15 protein-coding genes are annotated in these 18,377 nt (G+C 48.4%); 4 read left to right on the top strand and 11 right to left on the bottom strand.

The features are described from left to right. The first annotated feature begins 65 nt into the window (after positions 1-65). Genes H8S75_RS03115 through H8S75_RS03105 form a run of 3 tightly spaced genes read left to right on the top strand, consistent with a single transcriptional unit; the run spans position 66 to position 2,201 of the window. Positions 66-1,220 (top strand): NAD(P)-dependent malic enzyme, encoded by a 1,155-nt coding sequence (locus tag H8S75_RS03115; protein WP_187019236.1) that lies wholly within the window; start codon positions 66-68, stop codon positions 1,218-1,220. A gap of 24 nt (positions 1,221-1,244) precedes the next feature. Continuing rightward, the gene (locus tag H8S75_RS03110) at positions 1,245-1,766 is read left to right on the top strand and encodes a DUF4364 family protein (protein WP_002603550.1); all 522 of its coding nucleotides are present in this window, start codon (positions 1,245-1,247) and stop codon (positions 1,764-1,766) included. A 27-nt stretch (positions 1,767-1,793) separates the two neighbouring features. After that, the gene (locus tag H8S75_RS03105) at positions 1,794-2,201 is read left to right on the top strand and encodes a glycoside hydrolase family 23 (RefSeq protein WP_187019233.1); all 408 of its coding nucleotides are present in this window, start codon (positions 1,794-1,796) and stop codon (positions 2,199-2,201) included. 126 nt (positions 2,202-2,327) lie between these two features. Here H8S75_RS03105 and H8S75_RS03100 read toward each other — a convergent pair whose 3' ends face one another. Further along, on the bottom strand, positions 2,328-2,936 hold the full coding sequence (locus H8S75_RS03100) for a LysE family translocator (protein WP_187019231.1): 609 nt from the start codon (positions 2,934-2,936) through the stop codon (positions 2,328-2,330). 314 nt (positions 2,937-3,250) lie between these two features. Between H8S75_RS03100 and pdxR the strand changes: the two genes are divergently transcribed. Beyond that, a complete protein-coding gene (pdxR, locus tag H8S75_RS03095; protein WP_187019229.1) occupies positions 3,251-4,672 on the top strand; it encodes a MocR-like pyridoxine biosynthesis transcription factor PdxR in 1,422 nt (473 codons plus the stop codon). Between the two features lie 121 nt (positions 4,673-4,793). Here the strand turns inward: pdxR and H8S75_RS03090 are convergent, their stop codons facing one another. The 10 genes from H8S75_RS03090 to H8S75_RS03045 form a co-directional block, all read right to left on the bottom strand. Continuing rightward, entirely contained in the window at positions 4,794-5,537 is a 744-nt protein-coding gene (locus H8S75_RS03090; RefSeq protein WP_187019227.1) for an amino acid ABC transporter ATP-binding protein, read from the bottom strand. Between the two features lie 2 nt (positions 5,538-5,539). After that, a complete protein-coding gene (locus H8S75_RS03085) occupies positions 5,540-6,334 on the bottom strand; it encodes an amino acid ABC transporter permease (RefSeq protein WP_187019628.1) in 795 nt (264 codons plus the stop codon). A gap of 103 nt (positions 6,335-6,437) precedes the next feature. Beyond that, on the bottom strand, positions 6,438-7,322 hold the full coding sequence (locus H8S75_RS03080; protein WP_187019225.1) for a transporter substrate-binding domain-containing protein: 885 nt from the start codon (positions 7,320-7,322) through the stop codon (positions 6,438-6,440). Positions 7,323-7,384: 62 nt separating this feature from the next. After that, positions 7,385-7,975 (bottom strand): ribosome biogenesis GTP-binding protein YihA/YsxC, encoded by a 591-nt coding sequence (gene yihA, locus H8S75_RS03075; RefSeq protein ID WP_187019223.1) that lies wholly within the window; start codon positions 7,973-7,975, stop codon positions 7,385-7,387. Positions 7,976-7,987: 12 nt separating this feature from the next. Next, positions 7,988-10,306: an endopeptidase La gene (gene lon, locus H8S75_RS03070; protein WP_187019221.1), complete on the bottom strand. Its 2,319-nt coding sequence runs from the start codon at positions 10,304-10,306 to the stop codon at positions 7,988-7,990. Positions 10,307-10,464: 158 nt separating this feature from the next. Further along, on the bottom strand, positions 10,465-11,766 hold the full coding sequence (gene clpX / locus H8S75_RS03065; RefSeq protein ID WP_002603540.1) for an ATP-dependent Clp protease ATP-binding subunit ClpX: 1,302 nt from the start codon (positions 11,764-11,766) through the stop codon (positions 10,465-10,467). A gap of 35 nt (positions 11,767-11,801) precedes the next feature. Beyond that, positions 11,802-12,389, bottom strand: coding sequence for an ATP-dependent Clp endopeptidase proteolytic subunit ClpP (clpP, locus tag H8S75_RS03060; RefSeq protein ID WP_002603539.1), 588 nt, complete (start codon positions 12,387-12,389; stop codon positions 11,802-11,804). 82 nt (positions 12,390-12,471) lie between these two features. Continuing rightward, the gene (gene tig / locus H8S75_RS03055; protein WP_187019219.1) at positions 12,472-13,758 is read right to left on the bottom strand and encodes a trigger factor; all 1,287 of its coding nucleotides are present in this window, start codon (positions 13,756-13,758) and stop codon (positions 12,472-12,474) included. A 100-nt stretch (positions 13,759-13,858) separates the two neighbouring features. Next, a complete protein-coding gene (locus tag H8S75_RS03050) occupies positions 13,859-16,903 on the bottom strand; it encodes a bifunctional diguanylate cyclase/phosphodiesterase (protein WP_187019217.1) in 3,045 nt (1,014 codons plus the stop codon). Between the two features lie 2 nt (positions 16,904-16,905). Continuing rightward, a complete protein-coding gene (locus H8S75_RS03045; RefSeq protein ID WP_349768853.1) occupies positions 16,906-18,360 on the bottom strand; it encodes an extracellular solute-binding protein in 1,455 nt (484 codons plus the stop codon). Positions 18,361-18,377: the final 17 nt, after the last annotated feature.

Below are 18,377 nucleotides of genomic sequence, written 5' to 3'. Positions count from 1 at the left end.
CTATTGATTTAAAACCCTAAAATTGGTATGATAAAATAAAAACTGATAGAAGAAGGACAAGAATCATGACAACGAATGAAAAAGCTTTATTATTGCATGAAAAATGGAACGGCAAGCTGGAAACTATTTCCAAAGCCGAAGTAAAAAGCAGGGAAGATTTGGCCCTCGCCTATACTCCCGGCGTTGCGGAGCCGTGTAAGGTCATCGCTGCCGAACCGGAAACCGCTTATAAATATACAATCAAATCCAACACGATCGCGGTTGTTTCCGACGGCAGCGCGGTTCTTGGCCTCGGCAATATCGGACCTCTGGCCGCCATGCCCGTTATGGAAGGAAAGGCCGTGCTCTTCAAGGAATTCGGCGGCGTCAACGCATTTCCAATCTGCCTGGATACTCAGGATACGGAAGAGATCATAAAGACCGTTGTCAACATTGCTCCTGCTTTCGGAGGAATCAATTTAGAGGACATTTCCGCGCCCAGATGTTTTGAGATTGAGGAACGCTTAAAAGAGCTGCTCCCCATCCCCGTCTTCCACGATGACCAGCACGGAACCGCCATCGTCGTTCTGGCGGGAATCATCAACGCATTAAAGGTGACCGGCAGGAAGAAGGAAGACTGCCGGGTCGTCGTAAACGGTGCCGGTTCCGCCGGAATCGCCATCACGAAGCTTCTCTTAACCTACGGATTTTTGCACATCACCATGTGTGACCGCGCCGGAATCTTAAAGAAGGGTATGGACGGCTTAAACTGGATGCAGGAAAAGATGGTGGAAGTGACCAACTTAGAAGGCGCAGACGGCAGTCTGGCCGACGCCATGAAGGGCGCCGATATCTTTGTCGGCGTATCCGCACCGGGAATTGTCACAAAAGAGATGGCCGCGTCCATGAACAGGGATGCGATACTGTTCGCCATGGCAAACCCGGTTCCTGAGATTATGCCTGACGTTGCAAAAGAGGCCGGAGCAAAAATTATCGGCACCGGCAGGTCTGATTTCCCCAATCAGGTCAATAATGTAGTTGTATTCCCGGGCATCTTTAAGGGTGCTTTAGAGGGACGCGCCACTGCGATCACTGAAGAGATGAAGCTGGCTGCCGCCACCGCGATCGCAGGGCTGGTGGATGAATCCATACTGGATGAAAACCATATTCTGCCGGAGGCATTTGATCCCCGTGTGGCCGATGTGGTCAGCCGTGCAGTGAAAGATCATATACAAAAGTAAGAATCAATCTATGGAGGGTGTCCTATGTTGTCAGAACCCATGACGCTTTATAAATTAATGATTTTGTATATGCTGAAGCAGGTCAATTTTCCCCTTACCAGTGCGCAGCTGTCAAATTTTTTCCTGGAGCATGAATACACCACGTATTTCACGCTGAATCAGGCATTAAACGAACTTCTGGAGGCCAAGCTCCTCCATGTGGAGACCAACCACAACAGCAGCCGCTATGAGATCACGCGGGAGGGAGAAGAAACCCTTTCGTTCTTCGGCAACAAGATATCCTCTGCCATCATTGAAGACATCGATGAATATTTGAAAGAGAACAAGTTCCGCCTCCGCAACGAGGTGGGCGTGACCGCGGATTTCTACAAATCCACCAATCAGGATTTCATCGTTCACTGTGAGGTGCGTGAGGGTAAGAGCTGTCTGATCGATTTGGAGCTCGCCGTCCCCGATAAGGACCAGGCGGAAATCATGTGTGACCACTGGAAGGCCAAAAGCCAGGAAATCTACGCATTTGCCATGAAGGCTCTCATGAGCGACTAAAAAGGCAATTATAAAGGGGGAATTCCCATGCAGATCAAAAAACAGAAATCATTGATTCAGGAAATCAGAGATGAGTATCAGGCAGAAGTGAAAAAGCTGAAACGGAAGAAATTTCTTTTGAAGGCAAAGCTACTGCTGACTATTGTCCTTCCCGTCTTTATCATCCTGCTTTCGGTGAAGGTTATCAAAACCTTTGTGCGCATCAAGGTAAGAGATATCTTTTCCAAAAAGCCCAGAGATGCGAAGGGCACGGAGAACGCGGAGAACGTGCAGGTCTCTAAGAGCCAGAAGCAGGAGCAGACACAGGAACAGACGTCTCCGGAACCGGAGCCGTTAAAACCAGCCGTTCCGGTTCCGGCAGTTATGACGCCGGTAGAAAAAGAAATTATAACGCCGGTTCCTGTGGTAACGGAATCTGTCACTGTATCTGAATAGAGTCATGCAAAAATGGTATAAGGAGCATTGGGGATTGTAAATATCCACATGCTCCTTATACCATTTTCGGATCATCATTCTTCACTAAAATTAAGGTTCTTTCGGCTGTATCTTTTACTCTGTCTTTCAGACTAAAACCAATTGTACAGCAAAAGTTATGAAAATAAGACCAACACATTTTTGCAATATTGCCACTCGTTTTGGCGATTGATTCATCCACACTTTTGCAATACTTCCCATAAAACCATACCCAATAAATACAGCCAACGTCAGTACCATAAACAGCGCTCCAAGCAAAGCACTTGTTATCATATAATGTTTACTGTCAGAAGCGACATACTGTGGTAGAAACGCAAAAAAGAATAGTGTCAATTTTGGATTTAATAGATTGATAAGTACTCCTCGACTAATAATTACAGGTATATAGTGCGTTGTCTGCATTTCTGAAAATTGAATATTATTTTTTGAACATATCATACCCAATCCCAAAAATATCAAATATACAGCTCCTACATATTTAATAATATCAAACACTGTATCATTTATTTGCATCAGTAATGAGGATAATGCAATACTGATACATAAATGCGGAAGAATCCCAATCATACAGCCCAAGGCCGCAAAAATGCTTTTTTCTTTTCCCTCGGTCAAGCCAACAGTTATAGTATAGATAACACCCGTACCAGGAATCAAAATAATAATCAATGATGTAATTATAAAAGTATATGTATTCATTTTATCTCCTGCCAACAGTTCTAATAGATGTCCGTTCATATTTTGGACAGTCGTTCTTCTATTGTTTTATTTTAATTTTAAATCAGTTTGTTCCTGGCAAGGCGTTCGATAGAAATCCCCATATCCTTCACGACCATAGCTCTAAATTGAAACTTTGGAAAAACACTTTTTACTGATGCGTATTTTTTAATCATTTTACTTCATCCTTTCTTGTTCTCTTGATTTATGCTACAATTGTATCAATTTAAAAGTGGGTTTTAAAGTTCCACTATATAGTTATTTTTATAGAACCACTTTTAAAAGAAAGGATTACTATGTGGATAGAAATAAATCGTGACAGTCAACTTACATTAGAGCGGCAAATTTATACACAAATCCGCCAAAAAATATTGAACGGTATGTTACCTTCTGGATATAAACTTCCATCAACTCGTAAATTATCATCAGAACTTGCTGTTTCCAGAAACACAATTATTGAAACGTATAGTCAGCTAGCTGCTGAAGGGTATCTAAAAACAATAAAGGGATCAGGCACAGTGGTCGCAGACGAACTGCACGCCCTTGATTTGATTCCGTCTGTTAATAACAGCACTACGGCGAAACAGAATAAAATGCAACGCCCCGCAGACATCATTGACTTTCGCACCGGATTACCAGCTTTAGAGTATTTTCCGCATAAACTTTGGGGAAATATCTACCGTGAAGTGTGCAATAGAATTGAGCCATCATCTTTCGGCTATTGCAAGACCTTTGGCGTACAGGAATTACAGGAAGCAATTGCGAAATATTTATATCGAACAAGAGGGTTGTCCTGTACTCCCCGTCAGATTGTTATTACTTCCGGAGCAACACAAGGCTTGTCGCTGATTTCTCAAATCTTGAAAGCCAAAGATAACATTGTTTTAATCGAGGAACCAACACATTCTGGTTTAAGGAAGGTAATAACCTCTACCGGATGTATGATTGAAGGTGTTCCCGTTGATGATAATGGGATTTGCATTGATTTTATGCGTGATAAGAAAAATGTCTCATTTGTTTATACAACGCCTTCACATCAATATCCAATGGGAGGCGTTTTACCTATCAGAAGGCGTTTAGAACTTATTCGTTTTGCGGAACAAAATAACTGCTATATAGTAGAGGACGACTATGACGGCGAATTTAGATATGAAGGCCCTCCTATCAGTTCTTTATATGAATTGAACCCGCAGCGTGTTATTTATCTTGGTTCGTTCAGTAAAATACTCGCTCCCGCACTTCGGCTGGGATTTATGATTTTGCCGGATAAATTGCTTTTACCATGTAAGAAACTGAAAATGTATTCGGATGTTCATACGGATGTTTTAGGGCAATATACATTAGCCCAATTCATACAGGAGGGATATTTTGAAAAACATATTTGGAAAATGAAAAAGCTCTATGGCAGAAGGAGAAAGCTTCTACTCAACGAGTTGTCTTGTCATTTTCCGGGCCAGTTTGCTATTTTGGGGCACGCAACAGGGTTACACCTAGTTGTAAAATTTCACGATTTACTGTTTACAGAGGAAATCGATAAAGCACTGCTGGAAAAAGGAGTTAGAATCTATCGACCTTCTAATTATTATCTGGAAAAAAACACAGAACATGACGATGAAATTATGTTGGGATATTCCCATTTATCAGATGAAAAAATCATCAAAGGTATTGGTACAATTAGTGATTTTCTCATTTCGAATAAATGCGGCATTTTGTTTTGAAACACGAAGCTGCTCTGCCTAAGTTGGAAGCCCCGCAAAATCACCAGACTTTGCAGGGCTTCCAACACAAACCTTCCATATGAACTTTTATGCCGTTTCGACTATCCGTTATTTCCTCCGCCTACCCCTGCATAAACCGGTTCAAAAACTCCTTGGTCGAGTTCTTCTGCGGGTTTCCGAAGATGTCCGCCGGAGCGCCCTCTTCCTCGATCACCCCGCCCGCCATATACACAACGTGGTTCGCAACGTCGCGGGCGAACGCCATCTCGTGGGTGACGATAATCATGGTCAATCCCTCTTTTGCAAGCGTCCTCATGACGGCAAGCACCTCGCCCACCATCTGCGGGTCCAGAGCGGACGTCGGCTCGTCGAACAACAGAATCTCCGGTTCCATGGCGAGTGCCCTGGCGATTGCCACACGCTGCTTCTGGCCGCCGGACAGCTGCCTCGGCTTTGCGTTGATATAGGGAGCCATTCCTACCTTCTCCAGATAAAGCATGGCCTTACGCTTTGCTTCTTCCTTGTCCTTCTTTAAAACCTTGATCTGGCCGACCATACAGTTGTCAAGCACTGTCATGTTATTAAAGAGGTTGAAGTTCTGGAACACCATACCCACGCGCGTACGGTAGGAGGCGGCGTTCATCTTTCTGTCCGTAATGTCCTTATCGTGATACAGGATCTCTCCCGTAGTCGGTGTCTCCAGAAGGTTGACACAGCGCAGCAGTGTGGATTTACCGGAACCGGAGGCGCCTATGATACACGTCACATCGCCCTCAGCCACGGAGAAATCGATATCCCGGAGAACCACGTTCGTTCCGAACGTCTTGCTTAAATGATGGATTTCCAGTACTGTATTTCCTGCCATAATTACTTATCCTCCTTCTCGTTTGGATCTGGGAATTTCACCAGGCCGCTGGTGTAGGCAAGCGTATCCGTGGTAGCTAGATCGTAGCTGTCCGGACCGTCCATCTTCTTCTCCCAGTGACGCAGAATTCTGGAGCAGGTGAAGGTAAGGATAAAGTAAATCACCATCGTAATGGTAAATGCCTCAAAATACGTATAGTAAGCGCCGGCCACGCCCTTCGTTGCATAGAACAGCTCTACGACGCCGATCACGGAAAGAACGGAAGAATCCTTTATGTTAATAATTAAGTTATTGCCGATCTGAGGCATGATGTTGCGCAGCGCCTGAGGCATGATAACATTGACCATAGTCTGGATATGATTCATACCGATGGCTTTCGCGCCCTCTGTCTGTCCCGGATCGATGGAAAGGATGCCGCCGCGTACCGTCTCCGCCATGTAAGCACCCGTATTAATGGATATAATAAAGTAAGCGGCAAACGTCTGGGACATGTTAAAACCAAACAGAACAGAAGATCCATAGTAAATAAACATGGCCTGAACCATCATGGGCGTTCCGCGGAATACTTCCACGTAGATATTTAAGATCAGCTTGATAAGTCCCAGAACTCCCCTTTTAACAGGATTATCCTTCTTATCCACCGGTATTGTCTGGACGATTCCGACCGCAAATCCGATGATACAGCCGATCAGTGTACCGACAAGGGCGATCGCCATAGTCTTTCCGGCGCCGTTTAAAAATGATACTCCGTATTTCTGCAGGATAAATACAATCCTTCCAAAAAAATCTGACGGCAGCGACATAAGATTACCTCCAATTTAATTGAAACAGAACAAGCGGCACGGAATGAAACTGCCCTGTCCCGTGCCTGCATGCCCTGCCGATTTCTGTAATGTAAGATTATTCTGATAATGGCTGAACGGAAATCGCCTCTTCCATCATCTTATTATAATCATCTTTTGTCATCGTAGCCAATACACTGTTGATGGCGTCCTTTAACTCTGTATTCCCCTTCTTTAAAGAAATACCGATGTTGATATCTTCATCCGATACCTGGAACTCGCCGTCCTTGCCCGTGAAATCAAGCAGCTTGAAATCCGGATACGCAATGAGTGCAGCCTGTCCGGTAGGCTTGTCTGTCACAACCAGATCACATCTGCCGGAGTTTAAAGCTACCAGCATGGCCGGTGCAGACTCCTGTGCCGGCTGAATGTTGCCATCCGGGATCTGCGGCAGGCAGTTGTCGTACCAGATTGTGTTCAACTGAGAGGTAGCTGTGGCTCCTGCAAGGTCTGCAACGCTGGCCGCGTTCTCATACTTTCCGCCTGTCTTTACCAGAGTTACGATCGTCGCATAGTAATACGGCTCCGTAAAATCTACAGACTGAAGGCGCTCAGCGGTGATGGACTGTCCCGCAATGACACAGTCAACCTTTCCCGACTGTACAGCCGGTACAAGGGAATCCCAGTCCAGCTTAACGATCTCCAACTTAAGACCCAGTGTATCAGCGATCTTTTTCGCCATCATAACGTCATAGCCGTACGCAAAATCAGAACCTCCTGAAATCGCGACAGCGCCGTTTGCATCCGTAGGCTGGGTCCAGTTATACGGTGCGTAGCTGCACTCCATCGCAACCTTCAATACCTTCTCTCCGCCTTCATTCGCCTCTGCTCCGGCGGCCGGTGTACTCTCTGCCGCATTCTTGTTCCCACACGCAGTCAGCGCCGATACGGCTAAAACCACCGCAAGGCAGGCTGCTGCCAAACTCTTTCCTGTCTTTTTCATAACTTTTTCTCCTCTGCACTATCTCATAAATAGGTTTATTATAAAAAGATTTTGTCTCCTTGTCAAGACTCTCCCATCATTTCCTCGATCAGAGCCCATATTTCGTCTCTTCCCTGTTTCGTTTCAGCGGAAAATGGGATAACCGTCACAGCCTGACCGATTCCCAGTCCCTGACGAACCATCTTCATATGCTTCTGCACCTGGCTCCGGTTGATCTTGTCCAGCTTCGTCGCAATGATAACCGGCTGATATCCGTTGTACACAATCCAGTCGTACATGGTCTTGTCGTTGACGGATGGATCATGGCGGATGTCGATGAGCAGGAACACACGCTTCAGCATGGGAGACTGGTGGAGATAGTTTTCAATCATCTTCCCCCACTTGGCCTTTACTTCCTGAGCTACCTTTGCGTAGCCGTAGCCCGGTAAATCCACGTAATAAAGGGCATCGTTGATATTGTAGAAATTAATGGTCTGGGTCTTGCCCGGCTGGGAGGACGTGCGCGCGTACGCCTTGCGGTTCATCAGCGCGTTAATCAGCGACGACTTCCCCACATTGGACTTCCCTGCAAATGCAAACTCCGGCTTCGTATTGTCCGGCAGCTTACTGGTAATTCCGCACACGGTCTCCAGTTCTACTGTTTTGATTATCATATGGCTTCCTTTCTATTCGCTTACAAGGGCTTCCTTCAGCACGTCTGCCATATCCTTCACAAAAATGATGGTCAGCCCCTTCGTGATCTCCTTCGACAGCTCCGCAATGTCGGGCCTGTTCTTATCCGGCACGAGAACTCTCTTCATATGTGCCATCCTGGCAGCCAGGATCTTCTCCTTTAAGCCGCCGATCGGAAGCGCCCTTCCGCGCAGTGTGATCTCTCCCGTCATGGCCAGCTTCGCATCCACCTTTCTTCCCGTGACAGCCGACAGCATGGCGGTCGCCATGGTAATGCCTGCCGACGGACCATCCTTCGGAACTGCTCCCTCCGGAATATGGAGGTGGATATCGTGTTTTTCAAAGTAATCGTCCGCCACGCCGTACTCCGGGCAGATGGAACGGATATAGCTTAATGCCGTCTGGGCCGATTCCTTCATCACATCGCCCATCTGGCCTGTCATCTGCATCGTTCCCTTTCCGGGCATGACATTGACCTCGATCTGCAGAGTGTCTCCGCCTACGCTGGTCCATGCCAGTCCTCTGACGATTCCCACCTGATCTTCCTCATTGACATCCTCGAAGGTGATTTTCTCCTTGCCCAGATACTTTTCCAGCCCATTTTCCGTAATCCTGATGGCCTTCTTCTTATCTTCCAGGAACTCTCTGGCGGCCTTCCGGCAGATATCCCCGATCCGGCGCTCCAAATTTCTCACTCCGGCTTCCCTTGTATAATTATGGATAATCTTCTCAAGAGCCTTATCGGTAATGGAAACCTGTTCTTCCGTCAGACCGTTCCGCTCCAGCTGCTTTCTTACCAGATAGTTTTTCGCAATATGGAACTTTTCATTCTCTGTATAGCTGTTTACTTCAATCACTTCCATACGGTCGAGCAGCGGTCCCGGTATGGTCTGCGTCGTATTCGCCGTGGCGATAAAAAGCACATTGGACAAATCGATGGGGAGTTCCACATAGTGGTCACGGAACTTTACATTCTGTTCGCTGTCCAGCACCTCCAGCAGCGCAGAGGAAGTATCTCCCTTATAGTCGCTGCTCACCTTGTCGATCTCATCCAGAAGCATCAGCGGATTGCTGACTCCGGCCTGCCGCATGGCTTCCACGATACGGCCCGGCATGGCGCCGACGTATGTCTTTCTGTGGCCACGGACCTCAGCCTCGTCGTGGATTCCGCCAAGGCTGATGCGGACGTACTGCTTGTTCAGCGCCCTGGCCACGGAGCGCGCGATGGACGTCTTACCGGTTCCCGGAGGTCCCACAAGGCAGATAATCGGGCTCGTTCCTTTCTTCGTCAGAACACGGACGGCCAGGTATTCCAGGATTCTCTCCTTTACCTTTTCCAGCCCATAATGATCCGCGTTTAAAATCGCCTCGGCATGCGATATGTTGTTATTGTCCTTCGACACCTTTTTCCACGGAAGGTCCAGCACTGTCTCCAGATACATGCGGAGTACGTTGGCCTCCTGGCTTCCGCCCGGCATAGCCTTGAACCGTTCGATCTCTCTGTGAATCTTGTCCTTCGTCTCCTTGTCCGCCTTTAAAGCCTTAAGCTGCTTCTCATACTCGTCGGCATCGGACAGCGGGTTGTCCTCGCCCAGCTCCTCACGGATCACCTTCAGCTGCTCCCGCAGGATATAGTCCTTCTGATTCTTATCCACATTCTCCTTGACACGTCCCTGAATCTCCCGTTTTACACGGGTAATCTCGATCTCGGTCAGAAGGTTTCTCATGACGGTCTCATAACGCTCTTCCAGCAGTACACACTCCAGAACCTTCTGGCGGTTCTTGTAGTCCCATGGAAGCTGGATCGCAATCTGATCCAAAAGCTCGCCTAAGTCCGTAACCATCATCAGGTTCGGGAAGACCTCCTTCAGCATCCGGGGATTCTCCTTGCCGTATTCCTCCAGCTTTTCTTTCAGAATACGCACCATAGCCTGTCTCGTGACGTAGTCCAGGGAATCCTCCGACTCTGTTAAGGTTCCGATCTCACCGACAAGCATGGGTTCCTCGCTGTCCAGTCCCAGAAGCTCCACACGCTCCTGGCCCTCGACCATGACGCGAACCACATTATTCGGAATCTTCACCAGCTGCTTGATCAGTGCCACACAGCCCACCTGGTGAAGCTCGTCGACTCCCGGATCGGCCTCCTCGCTGTTCTTCTGAGTGACGAGGCAGACTCTCTGGTCTCCGATCATCGCCTTCTCCACAGCCGCGATGGACTTGCTGCGGCTGATATCGAAATGTATCATCATTTTAGGAAGGACAGTCATGCCACGCAAAGCAATGACCGGCATCGTTATTGTCTTATCTTCCATATTTCTCTCCTTTGCATCCCGACAGGACAGATGGATCCATCTAGTACAGCATTCACCGGAACTTATGCAACGCTGTACTAGTGCCTCCCGGCGTAAATAAGGAAAGGTGCTGCAGCAGTTCTTCCTGCTGTAACACCTTTCCGAACTTTCTCTGGATCCTATGCAATCTCGCCTGTCTTATCTTTTCTCAGTTTCTGGGCCAGGGATTTTCTGGGCACCGTCGTATCTCTGTAGATGATCTCCGGTTCTCCCTCTTTATTCACAACAGCCTTGGTGATCGTACAGATACCGATGTTGCTGTCGGATGGAATCTCATACATGATATCCATCATAACGCTTTCCATAATGGAACGCAGGCCTCTGGCTCCCGTCTTTCTCTCCACTGCCAGCTCCGCAATCCTTTCGACTGCTTCCTCGGTCAGCTCCAGTTTTACATCGTCCAGCTCAAACAGCTTCTGATACTGCTTGATCAGGGCATTTCTCGGTTCTGTCAGAATCTTTACCAGCGCTGCCTTGTCGAGAAGCTCTAATGACACGGTAACCGGCACACGGCCGATAAATTCCGGAATCAGACCAAATTTTACGAGATCCTGCGGAAGTACTTTCTTCAACAGGTCGTCAATATCGGTTCTGTTCTTATCCACGATCTCGGCGTTGAAACCGATGGAGCCCGCGCTTAAACGGCTCTCGATGATCTTCTCGAGCCCATCGAAGGCACCGCCGCAGATGAACAGAATGTTGGTGGTATCGATCTGAAGAAGCTCCTGATGAGGATGCTTTCTTCCACCCTGAGGCGGCACGCTGGCGACCGTTCCCTCCAGAATCTTTAAGAGTGCCTGCTGCACCCCTTCACCGGATACATCTCTCGTGATGGACACGTTTTCGGATTTTTTCGTGATCTTGTCAATCTCATCGATATAGATAATGCCGTACTCAGCCCTGCTGATATCGTAATCTGCGGACTGAATCAGCTTGAGCAGAATGTTCTCCACATCCTCGCCCACGTATCCCGCCTCGGTAAGCGCTGTGGCGTCCGCGATGGCAAACGGCACGTTGAGCACCTTTGCGAGCGTCTGTGCCAGATACGTCTTACCGGAACCGGTCGGTCCCAGCATCAGGATATTACTCTTCTGTACATCCACATCCATGTTTCGTCTGGATGTGATTCTCTTATAGTGATTATAGACCGCTACGGACAACACCTTTTTGGCGCCATCCTGTCCGATGACGTAGTCATCCAGAAATGACTTGATCTCCTTCGGCTTCATTAAGTTGATGTCGCTGAAATCAGGTCCTTCTTCTTCATGACTGTCGAACTCTTCTTCTAATATCTCCGCGCAGAGATCAATACACTCGTCACAGATATAGACATTATTGGAACCGGCAATCAGCTTCTTTACCTGGTCCTGCGTTTTCCCGCAAAAAGAGCATCGGATTTTGTCGTCTGTTCTGACCGGCATATACACACCTCATTCTTTCTCAATTAATCACTAACTTAATGCTCGTGGCTGTAGATAATTTCATCAATCAGACCGTAAGCCTTTGCTTCTTCGGCGTTCATGTAGTTATCGCGCTCTGTATCGCGTTCGATCACTTCATACGGCTGGCCTGTGTTTGCAGCCAGAATCTCATTCAAACGCTTCTTGATCTTTAAAATGTTTTCAGCAACAATCCGGATCTCGGTCGCCTGTCCCTGTGCGCCGCCGGAAGGCTGATGAATCATGACCTCCGCGTTTGGAAGAGCGAATCTCTTTCCCTTTGCACCGCCGGACAGTAAAAATGCGCCCATGCTGGCCGCCATGCCCATACATACGGTGGAAACGTCACACTTGATATAGTTCATCGTATCATAGATCGCCATACCCGCGGTTACAGAGCCACCCGGGCTGTTGATGTAGAGGTTGATGTCCTTGTTAGGATCTTCCGCCTCCAGAAACAGAAGCTGGGCTACAACAATGCTCGCGGACACGTCTGTCACTTCTTCACCCAGGAAAATAATTCTTTCTTTTAAGAGTCTTGAATAAATATCGTAAGAACGCTCGCCCTTACTCGTCGATTCAATGACATAAGGTACTAAACTCATCTTGTTTCCTCCTGTCCTTATATTACGAAAGCCGAGCAGATTCCAAACATAATCAGGAATCTCCCCGGTCTTCAGAACGTATTTAAACTAACTTTGCCTCAGCAACCAGGAAATCAACTGCTTCCTGAACTGCTAAGTCTTCCTTCATCTGCTCGACGCCGTTCTCTCCCATGTATTCCTTGATCTGGGCAACTTCCATCTTGTAGGATTCAGCCATATCTGCGATCTCTTTCTCAACAGCTTCATCGGAAACCGTGATGTTTTCAGCTTTTACTATCGCCTCTAATACGAGTCTTGTCTGAATTCTCTTGACAGCCTGCGGCTTCATCTGCTCTTTTAATGTATCGATCGTCATGCCTGTGAACTGCATGTACTGCTCAAGGGAAAGGCCCTGGCTCTGCATTCTTCTTGCATAATCGTTGACCATGTTGTTTACCTGGCTGTCGATCATCGGCTCAGGAATGTCCATTGTGGCATTCTCCACCACCTTGTCAACAACATGATTCTCATTCTCTGTAGCGGCTTCTTTCTGCTTTGTTAAGGAAAGCTTGGCCTTTACATCGTTCTTGTACTCTTCGAGAGTCTCGAACTCGGAAACTTCTCCGGCAAACTCATCGTTTAACTCCGGAAGCTCTTTTCTTTTGATCTCCTTAACGGTTACCTTGAATACTGCTGGCTTACCGGCAAGTTCCTTTGCATGGTATTCCTCCGGGAAAGTTACGTTTACTTCGCACTCTTCGCCGATGTTCTTACCGATTAACTGCTCTTCGAATGTATCGATGAAGGAATGGGAACCAATAGTTAAAGGATAATCCTCGCCCTTTCCTCCTTCAAACGGAGTCCCGTCTACAAATCCTTCGAAATCAACAACCGTCTGGTCTCCGTCTTCTACTGCTCTGTCCTCTACGGTGATTAGTCTGGAGTTCTGCTCCTGAACCTTCTTAAGCTCTGCTTCGATGTCCTCGTCGCTCACTTCAGCGGATGCCTTCTCTACTTCGATTCCTTTGTACTCGCCGAGAGTCACTTCCGGCTTAACAGCTACGGTAGCTGTATAGATTAATTCTTTCCCTTTTTCAACCTGTACAACGTCGATTTCAGGTCTGGATACAACGTCCAGTTCACTCTCTGTTACGGCATCGCCGTATGTTGCGTCGAGTGCTTCGTTGATGGCATCCTCATATAATACCTCTACGCCGTACATCTTCTCTACCATGGCCTGAGGAGCTTTTCCTTTTCTGAAGCCAGGTATGTTGAATCTGCTCTTATTCTTATTAAAAGCCGTGGTGAGCGCTTTTTCAAACTGTTCAGCTGGTACCTCTACAGTTAATTTTGCCATGTTCTTTTCTAATTTCTCTACTTGTAAACTCATTCTATGGGTTCCTCCTTGAATATATATGTGAACCGCCATACCGACAGGGCGTTACACTTCAATTTAGCATTATAGCATACTCATTCGGTAAATTCCAGTACTATTTCTGTGAAAAGTCCGATTTTTGGGCAAAATCCTGCATTTTCCTGACAATGTACGGATCGATTGGACGGATTTCCAACTGAGGCCGTCCGATATAGTATCCCTGGAACAGCTCGACGCCGCATTGAATCAGAAATTCCAGTTCTTCCTTCGTCTCCACTCCCTCTGCCAGAACCGTGATATGGTTCTGCCCCGCAAAGTCCAGGATATTATTCAGAATCAGCTGACGGTTGGGATCTTCATGGATACGCTGCACGAGACTCATATCCACCTTGATGATATCAGGCGCCATGTCGAGAAGCACGGTTTCACTGTTGTAGCCAGCTCCGAAATCGTCAATAGCGATAAGACCGTTCCACTTTTTAGTCACCGCAATTTTACGGCTCATATACTCCTGATTCACGGGTTCCCCTTCCGTAAGCTCCGTCACGACACGGGACAGATAGCGGCTGTACCGGTTCCAGAGATCGGCTTCCTCCTCCTTCGACATACAGGCGCTGGCAATGGAGTTGATGAAAAGCCGTTCCGTCTGTCCCAGAGCGCCCGCCTGATCCTGTTTTTCCACAGCCTTCAGACCGGCATACCAGGTCAGCGTCTCCATCTGTGTAAGCTTCGCCTGAGCCCGTGCCAGATTCAGCACCTCTTTGATTCCCTTTAAATTCGTAAAATTGGGCCGCATCAGCAGCTCATAGCCAAAGACGCTTCCGTCCCGCCTCGTGATTGGCTGGAATGCAAAATCCACTTCCCGCGTCTCCAGCATCCGGTTTAATTCTTCCCGCCCGGCCAGCATATAGGAATTGTTGGAATAATCGTTGGAATCGAATTCCATGATAATGCCTTTCACGCTGTGCTTAACCATGTACATGGCAAAATCAGCGTAATTTAACAGTGTATCAAAATCCACGGCATCATCCGGATACCACGCCATGCCTCCGGAAACGCGGACAGGAATCTGATACCCACCCTTCATCTCCAGGCTGGTAGACTGCAAAAACTGCATGAAGGACTGGACTCTCCGCCTGATCTCCTCTTTTCCACCCCCGTAAATCAGCGTGACAAATTCATCGCCGGAATAGCGCGATACAATGGCGCCTTCCTCTTCCAGCCGCTTTAAGCAGTTGGCAAACAGAACGATATAGCGGTCGCCCTCATCATGGCCGTACGTATCGTTGATATACTTTAAATTATCGAGATCCCACATGGCCACAGCCGCGGTCTGAATGGTTCCATCCGCCATGGCCACCACCAGCTGTTCCCGGAATGCCCTTCTGTTATAAAGGTTGGTGAGCAGGTCGTAATTTCTCTCCCGCTCCAGCTTCGCCTTCTCCTCCACGTCGCCCGTCACATCTGAAAGCACGCCGAGGACCGTTCCCGCCTCCTGTGTCTCCAGGATGAGACGGACCCAGCGCCCCTTACCGGCCGCATTTGCCCGGTCAGACGCGCTCCTCTCTGCTTCATCTGCCGTCGGGCGCGCCTCCACATGAAAAAGGTAATTTTCGCCGTCTCTCTTTGTATTCCTGATACCGGCCTCCATCCGCTGCCGAAACTCCTCGCTGCCCATATAGCAGTACGGTTCCCCCGGCTCTTCCCAACCCATCATCTCAAAAATAGAACGGCTGCAGAATACGCTTTCATTGTTTTCTTCATACTCAAACACGCCAATCAGCACGTTGGCGTGCTCTAAAATGCTGGATATCTTCGATGCTGACCGCTCCACATCCGCACTCAGCTGTTCGATGGTCTCTGTCAGTTCATCAATCTCCCCGATGTGAACCCGTGTCAGCGTAAGGCCGTGTTCTCCAGACCGTTTACGCACCTCATTGACCAGGCCGCGAATCGGGTCTGTCACGATCTTGCCAATGATGAAGACGCCGAATACGCTTAAAATAATCGGAATCAAAATGGAGCTCAGCAGCATGCTTCGAATGGAATTATAAAAGGACAGCAGGTCGTTCTTCCTGGCCATCCCGACCAGGACCCATTCCTCCTGTTCAAACGGCGTATTATAGTTATACACATCCAGCTGCTTTACGCTGGCATACCACCCGGCCCGGTCGGAGGAATGCAGCTCACCGATACCTTCCTCCTCGTTATCCGTGTATTCCAGGTACTCGTCTCCCTTGAAATACTGATTATAAAGATAGCCTGACGATGCTACGGGAGTGATGGTATTCTCTCCCGACTGTCGGACTCCCAGGGCGTAGCAGACCTCGAAGCTGCTCTCCGTCCTGTCGGAGCTGAGCACCTGTTCGATCCTTCCGATTCCCATCTCCAGTCCGAACACGCCCACGACGCTTCCGTCCTCCAGAATGATGGGAGCGGAATACGTGATGACAGGAATGTCTTTCGGACTCAGGCGGAACGGCTTGCTTAAATAGGCAAAATTCAACCGGTCCTCTGCCCCGGCCTGATTCTCCACGGAGGAATAAAACGGTTTTTTATAGAAATCGGTACTGCCGTCATCGGCCGTCATATCAAAGCCCAGGTCCCAGAAGGAATCCAGGGGAATCCCGTATTTATTGGCAAGGGAAGGAAGCCCCCGCTCCAGAAGCAGGGACGAATTATCCTGATTATAGCTCCTGCCGGGATTAGAATCGCGTATGTAAAACCCGGCCTTCGTATTTTCCGCACTGTTCTGCGCCGCCGGGCCATCCAGCACGACGAATATTCCCGTCCCGTAGCTGCGGCGCATGAGATCGACGGCTCTGTTCATAATCCCGTCGGCAATCTCCCGGTTTAAATCATAATCGTTTGAAATACAGGACGCATCTTTATGCTGTTCGTCTAAAACCGACTGAATCTCAGACGCCATGGATCCGGAGTCATTGACGACATTGATCCACTGGTGGATCGTCTCCTTCTCCAGATAGAGCCTGGTGTTATCCGTATTCTCACTCAAAATATGGATTTCATTATTCTTCAGTTTTTTAGAAACACCGCCGAACAGAACCATTCCGGCCATAATCAGTGCCTGTATAATCAGCAGCACCAATAACGGCCAGAGCAGATGGGTTCTGATGGATTCATTCCTGCCTTTTTTCATAACTACTCTCCGATGATTGTCTCCAGTTGTTCTTTTGTATCCTCATACCACTGGTCAAAGTTAGATTCTTCCGTAAACTGCTCTACCGCTTCTTCCCTGGACATTCCCTGCGCCATGAGGGACAGCACGGTCTCTCTGTCTTCTCTGGCCTTATCCGCCATGGTGGCGTTTAAAATGGCGCGCGCCTGATCTCCGCCCTCAAAGGGCTTCGTCGTATACAGCTGATACTTGTTGGCAGTCTCCAGGCCGATCAGCAGATTCTCACCCGCCGCGTCTTCCTCTCCATTCTCCGCCAGCACGGTCTCCAGCCGTTCCTTCACTCCCGCTTCCTTCTTAACCGGCAGATAGCCGGAGGAGACGGAAAATCTGATATTATTGTCAACACCCGTAAACCACTTCAAAAAGATGGACGCCGCATACTCTCTCTTCTCTTCAGACTTTAAGATCATCATGCCTGCCCCCTGCTGGACGGCACACGGCTCCGTCCCGGAGAAGTTGGGAAGCGGATAGACCTTGCTCTCGATGGGATAGCTGGTTCCATCTTCCAGCGTCACGCTGGTTGGGAAATAGGCGAATCCGCTGGTTGAGCCCACGAAGGCCGCCAGCTGTCCCGTCTTCACATCGTCGCTTCTGAACTTTCCGAATGCGCCGAAATAGCCGTTGACATACGGAATATAATAATTATCCCAGAGCCGCTTCATGGCGGTCCTGTCAAAATCCATGATCACGTGTCCATCTTCCACGCGGAAAATCTCATGTCCAAGCTGCAGGCTTCCGACGATGATATAGTTGGCAAATGCGTCTCTTCCGAAAAATGCCTTTCCGTCATCCGGCGTTTCCGTCAGGCTGTCGGTCCACTTGTAATATTTCTCCGCCACACGCGTGATCCCCTCCCAGGAAGAGAACGCCGCGTCCGTCTCACCGGTTGCCTCGGCAAACTTATCCCAGTCCGTCTTGTTGATCGCAAATACTTCCGTTGACTTCGCCACCGGGAACACCTTGATTCCTTCGCTTCCGTCAAACCGGCCTTCTTCTATGTAGGCATCCACATACTCCCCGATCTCATCGGCGGTCAGATACTTGCTTAGATCAACCGCCATGCCCCTTTGGTCGATCTCATAAACCTTATCGGCATAAGCCGCGAAGACATCCGGAACCGGATCCGAGCCGATCTTCTTATCTATGCTGTCCGTCACGGCCTGACTTAAATCGTCGATACTGCCCTTGCTGTAGGCTTCCACGATTATGCCCTTTTCCCGGCCCTCCGATTCGTTAAATGTCTGAACCAGCTGATCGAAGCCTTCCTTCTGGACGCCGTTATAGTAGTGCCATATGGTAATCGTCACCGGAACCTTAGCCGAGAGGCCGTAAGGATCCTTCTTTTCACATCCCGCTAAGCCGGCGGCCAAAATCCCCGCAGCCAGAACCGGCAGTACCCATCTTTTTTTCATCTTCATCCCCATCACATCCTTAT

The organism is Hungatella hominis (assembly GCF_014288005.1).
In the GTDB taxonomy this organism is placed as follows: Bacteria; Bacillota; Clostridia; order Lachnospirales; family Lachnospiraceae; genus Hungatella; species Hungatella effluvii.
Note: the sequence above shows the minus strand (reverse complement) of the source record. Positions and strands in the feature narration are given on the sequence as shown.